The 5,095-nt window shown below is 70.5% G+C and carries 3 protein-coding genes; 1 reads left to right on the top strand and 2 read right to left on the bottom strand.

Annotation, left to right across the window (positions count from 1 at the left end):
• Nucleotides 1-212: 212 nt before the first annotated feature.
• Nucleotides 213-3,938, bottom strand: coding sequence for a DUF2126 domain-containing protein (locus tag ACFWPJ_RS24120; RefSeq protein WP_378854663.1), 3,726 nt, complete (start codon nt 3,936-3,938; stop codon nt 213-215).
• Nucleotides 3,939-4,074: 136 nt separating this feature from the next.
• On the opposite strand from ACFWPJ_RS24120, the gene ACFWPJ_RS24115 reads away from it, so the two are divergent.
• On the top strand, nt 4,075-4,716 hold the full coding sequence (locus ACFWPJ_RS24115; RefSeq protein WP_378854662.1) for a hypothetical protein: 642 nt from the start codon (nt 4,075-4,077) through the stop codon (nt 4,714-4,716).
• On the opposite strand, the gene ACFWPJ_RS24110 is transcribed toward ACFWPJ_RS24115, so the two are convergent.
• A partial coding sequence (locus ACFWPJ_RS24110; RefSeq protein ID WP_378854661.1) for a toprim domain-containing protein occupies nt 4,713-5,095 on the bottom strand: 383 nt, incomplete at its 5' end. The two genes, ACFWPJ_RS24115 and ACFWPJ_RS24110, sit on opposite strands and share 4 nt — an antisense overlap.

Genomic DNA, 5,095 nt, shown 5'->3' with positions numbered 1-5,095 from the left:
ACCGTGCCGAAGAAGGCCGGTTCGCGCCGCGCCAAGAGCAAGCCCGCCGCCGCGCCCGCGGCCCCGCCGCAGTCCCCCGGGGGCGGCCCGGGGCGGCCGGGGGGGGGCGCCCGGCGTGGGGCCCGCCCCGCCCCCCGCCCCCCCCCCCGGCCGATCCGGGGCCGTCCCCTCCTCGAGGTCGGGGAGTGCTGTGGTTAAGCGGGTTGTCGTAGTTACCGGTTTTCGCTGACGCCCCACACGGTGCGCGCGCGACGTAGATCCAGAATGCCCGGTGCACCGACATCGGTCGACTGCGCCGCGATCTTCGCACGGAGTTCGGCGGGGTCCATCGGATTCACCGTATGCCCCGCCGCCTCGAAGCGGCGGTTGCGGCGCGACTGCGCGGCCACCGCGTTGACCGGCACGTCGTCGAAGGCGCGGCCGCCGGGATGGACGACGTGATAGGTGCAGCCGCCGTGCGAGAGTCCGGTCGCGGCGTCGACCAGGTCGAACACCAGCGGCGCGTCCACGGCGATGGACGGATGCAGCGAATTCGGCGGCCGCCAGGCGCGATAGCGCACGCCGGCCACCTGCACATCGGTCTTGTCGGTGGCCAGCAGCGGCACCGGCATGCCGTTGCAGGTCACCACATAGCGGCCGCGGTCGGCGCCGACCACCCGCACCTGCAACCGCTCCACCGAAGAGTCGACATAGCGCGCCGTGCCCTGCCCGGTGGTCTGCTCGCCGAGGGTCAGCCACGGTTCGATCGCGCCGCGCAATTCCAGCTCGACGTCACCGATCATCGCGGTGCCGATTCGCGGGAAACGGAACTCGGTGAACGGGTCGAGCCAGCTGGTGTCGAAGTCGATGCCGTGCGCGCGCAGATCGGCCGCGACCTCGGCGATATCGCTCATCAGGAAGTGCGGCAGCAGGTAGCGGCCGTGCAGATTGTCGCCGTGCCGCAGCAGGGGTGCGCGATAGGGCTTGTCCCAGAACATCGCGACCAAGCCGCGCACCAGCAGCGACTGCACCATCGCCATCTGGAAATGCGGCGGCATCTCGAAGCCGCGCAGTTCCAGCAGGCCGAGCCTGCCGCGCGCGGAATCGGGACTGTAGAGCTTGTCGATGCAGAACTCGGCGCGGTGGGTGTTACCGGTGAGATCGGTCAGCAGATGCCGCAGCGCGCGATCGATATGCCATGGAGCCGACCGGGTTTCGGATGGCGTGCCCGCTGCCGGTACGGCGGTCAGCCGGGCGATCTCGGCGAAGGCGATCTCGAGTTCGTAGAGCGCACCCTCGCGGCCTTCATCGGCACGCGGTGCCTGCGAGGTCGGGCCGACGAACCGGCCCGCGAACAGGTACGACAGCGCGGGATGACGCTGCCAGTAGGTCAGCATCGACACCAGCAGATCGGGCCTGCGCAGCAGCGGCGAGCGCGCGGGCATGACCCCGCCCAGGGTGATGTGATTACCGCCGCCGGTGCCACCGTGCGCGCCGTCCACGTCGAACGACTCGGTGCTCAGCCTGGCCAGCCTGGCCTGCTCGTAGAGGGTGCTCAGCACGTCGGCCTGTTCGGCGAACGAGCTGGTCGGCATGACGTTCACCTCGATCACGCCGGGATCAGGTGTCACCGAGACGGTGTGCAGCCGAGCGTCATTCGGTGGTGCGTACCCCTCCAGCACCACCGGCTGACCGAGCGCGACCACGGCCTCCTCCACCTTGGTGATGAGATCGAGGAAGTCGTCGAGCTCGCCCACCGGCGGCAGGAACACATGCAACCGCCCCGCCCGCACCTCAGCGACCAGCGCGGTCGTCGGGGTGAAATCCGCCGGTTCGAGCACGGCGGGCGGTTCCTCGCGGGGCAGCCGCAGCGAACCCTGGAACAGCGGATCGGCCTCCGGAATCGGCGGCGCGGTGTGCCAGGACACCGAGTCCAGCGGAAGCCGCAGTCCCGCAGGCGAATCACCGTCGGTCAGGACGATCCGGCCAGGACCATCGTCCCCGTCGCGACCGCGACGCAGCTGCCAATCGGCACTGGCCCAACCCGCACCGTCGGCCCGGCGGTGCAGTGGCAACACATAGGCGGTCGGCTCGTTGACGGATTCGTCGAGTCGGCCGAGCAGCGCCCGGCGGGCCTCGGGGGAATCCTCGCCCGGATCGAGGTCGCCCGCCGGCGGCTCGCCATAGGGCGCGGTCACGGTGGCGGCGAGTCTGGCCAGTGGGTCCTCGAAAGCGGGACGCACCTGGGCGTCGGGCAGCCCGAGCGTTCCCGCGATGTGGGCGATCAGAGATCGGGCAGAGTCGGCATCAACGGTCGGATGTGGCTGTGGCAGAACACCTGCCGACGCGTCGAGTGCTGGCGTCTCGACCGGACGCGTCGCCGCCGCATTCGGGGGTTGCGCCGCTGCGGGCAGCACCGGTGCGGCCAGGTCGCCGCCCGGTGCCACCGATCCGACGGGGTCCAGCTCGCTCGTTGCCCCGCCCAGCGGCGAGCCGACGGCCTCGCTGACGATGGAGCCCACAGCAAAGCCGTCCGATTCGGCGGGGTCCGGCGCGAGTGTCCCACGCAGCGGTGGGGAGACGGTCTCGATGACGCTCGAATCATCCACGGCCACCACAGGGTCGAGCTCCGCGCCAGTCGTCGGAGACATCGCGACATCCACGGGTTGGCGTTGCGAGACCGGGGTCCACGGGCCGGCGAGCAAGTCCTGCCTTGTCCACACCGGCTCGCCGTCCGCCCGCCAGGCGATGGCGATCTCCCAGCGCGGCAACGGTTCTCCCGGGCACCACTTGCCCTGGCGGTACTGCACCAACCCGGTGGGCGCGTAGATCGCGCGCAGGCGGTCCGCCAGGTCGACGGCGCGTTCGCGTTTGTGCGGCCCGTCGGCGTCGGTGGTCCACTGGGCGCTCATCTGGTCGTCGATGGACACGAAGGTCGGTTCGCCGCCCATCGTCAGGCCAACATCGGCGGCGGCCATTCGCTTGTCGACGGACGCGCCGGACGCGGTGATCCGCTCCCACTGGGAATCGGTGTAGGGCAGGGTGACTCGCGGGTCCTCGTGTACCCGCCGCACCACATTGCTGAATTCCAGTGTGGCCTCGGTGATCCCGGTCGCGCCCGTGATCGGTGCGGCGGCGCCGGGGTGCGGGGTCGCGGCGAGCGGGATGTGGCCCTCGCCGGCGAACAGGCCGGAGGTGGGGTCCATGCCGATCCAGCCCGCGCCCGGCAGGTACACCTCCGTCCAGGCGTGCAGGTCGGTGAAGTCGGCGCTCGGCCCGGACGGTCCGTCCAGCGCGGGCGTGTCCGCGGTCAGCTGCACCAGGTAGCCGGAGACGAAGCGCGCGGCCAGGCCGAGTTCGCGCAGGATGGCGACGAGTAGCCACGCCGAATCACGGCAGGAGCCGAGCCGCAGGCGCAGCGTGTCGTCGGGGGTCTGCACGCCCGGTTCCATCCGCACCGTGTAGTCGACGGTGTTGCGCAGGGCGTAGTTGAGTTCGACCAGGTAGTCGATGGACCGGATGCGGCCCTGCGCGCGATGCACCCGCACCCAGTCGCGCAGCAGCTCCCCCGGCCCCGATCCCGGCTCCGCCTCGTCGACCGGGCGCAGGTACGGCTCCAGGTCGGCGGCCAGCGCCTCGGGATAGGCGAACGGGAAATGCTCGGCGTAGTCCTCGACGAAGAAGTCGAACGGATTGACCGCCTCGAGGTCGGCGATCAACCCCACGGTGATCGACAACTCCCGAGTCGGTTCCGGGAACACCAGCCGCGCAACGAAATTGCCGAACGCGTCCTGCTGCCAGTTCACATAGTGACCGGGCGGCGACACCCGCAGCGAGTAGGCCTCGATCGGCGTCCGTGAATGCGGCGCGGGCCGTAGGCGCACCTCGTGCGGATGCACGTCGACGAGACGATCGAAGGAGTACGCGGTCCGGTGCTCGAGTGACACCTTGATGCCCATGCACCCAGTTGACCACACCCCACCCGTGCCCCGTGGCCTGACGAAACCGGAGTTTCCCGACGAGCACCGGGTCGAATCCGCGGGCAACAATGCCTGGCCGACCAGCGCGAACCGACCGCCCCGTAGGCTGGGGCGGGTGAGCTACGACCACATCCTCTTGCCGTCCGGCGTCGCCACCTCCGTCGACGAGGTGGACGCGTACCTGGCCGCCCAGGAAGGTCAGCCGGAGTCCGACGAGATCGCCGAGATCGCGACCGAGTTGAACGACCGCAACAACGAACTGCCGGTGGACGACTCGTTCCTCAGCGTGGAATCCGTCGGCGGCGCGAACGGGACCACGCTCTACATCCCCTCGCCGTACGACGCGATCGGCTTCGTCCGCACCCTGCTCTTCGACCTCGCCACCCCGCGCGGCTACGCCGTCTACGACCCGCAGCTGAGCTGGCTGATCGACCCGGCCGGACACGTGCCGGTCGCCGTCACCCACGGCGGCGCGGGCGAATTCCCGTATCTCACCGAGGAATTGACGCACCAGTGGGTCGCCGGGCTGGCCGACCCGAACCCGTACCTGATCGTCGAACGCGGCGAGCAGCGCTACATCCAGACCTACCGCGACCCGACGGGCCCCTACACCGTCGAATACCGTGACGGCTCGCCCGACAAGCACTTCGGCACCACCGTCGAGGATCCGGCGCAGGTCGCCCGCATCATCTGGGACTGGACCACCGAGAACCCCGACGCGGGTGCCGAGGTGACCTGGACCCGCGTGGAGTTCTAGAGCGCCCGCCTGCCCGACAGCGCGCGGCCCAGCGTCAGCTCGTCGGCGAACTCCAGGTCGCCACCCATCGGCAGGCCGGAAGCCAGCCGGGTGACGGTGAGCCCGGGGAAGTCGCGCAGCATGCGCACCAGGTAGGTGGCCGTCGCCTCGCCCTCGGTGTTCGGGTCGGTCGCGATGATCACCTCGCTCACGTCGACGCCGTCGTCCTGATTGCCGATGCGGGTCAGCAGTTCCCTGATCCGCAGCTGATCGGGACCGATGCCGCTGAGCGGAGGGGGGGGCCCCCCGCCGCCCGGGGGGGGGACCCCCGACACTCGGGGGGGGGGGGTCGGCCGCGCAAACAGGTGGTTGGGCGGCCCCACAAAAACACGTGGGGGGC

The organism is Nocardia sp. NPDC058497 (assembly GCF_042720195.1).
In the GTDB taxonomy this organism is placed as follows: Bacteria; Actinomycetota; Actinomycetes; order Mycobacteriales; family Mycobacteriaceae; genus Nocardia.
This window is presented reverse-complemented; position numbering and strand designations above follow the sequence as displayed.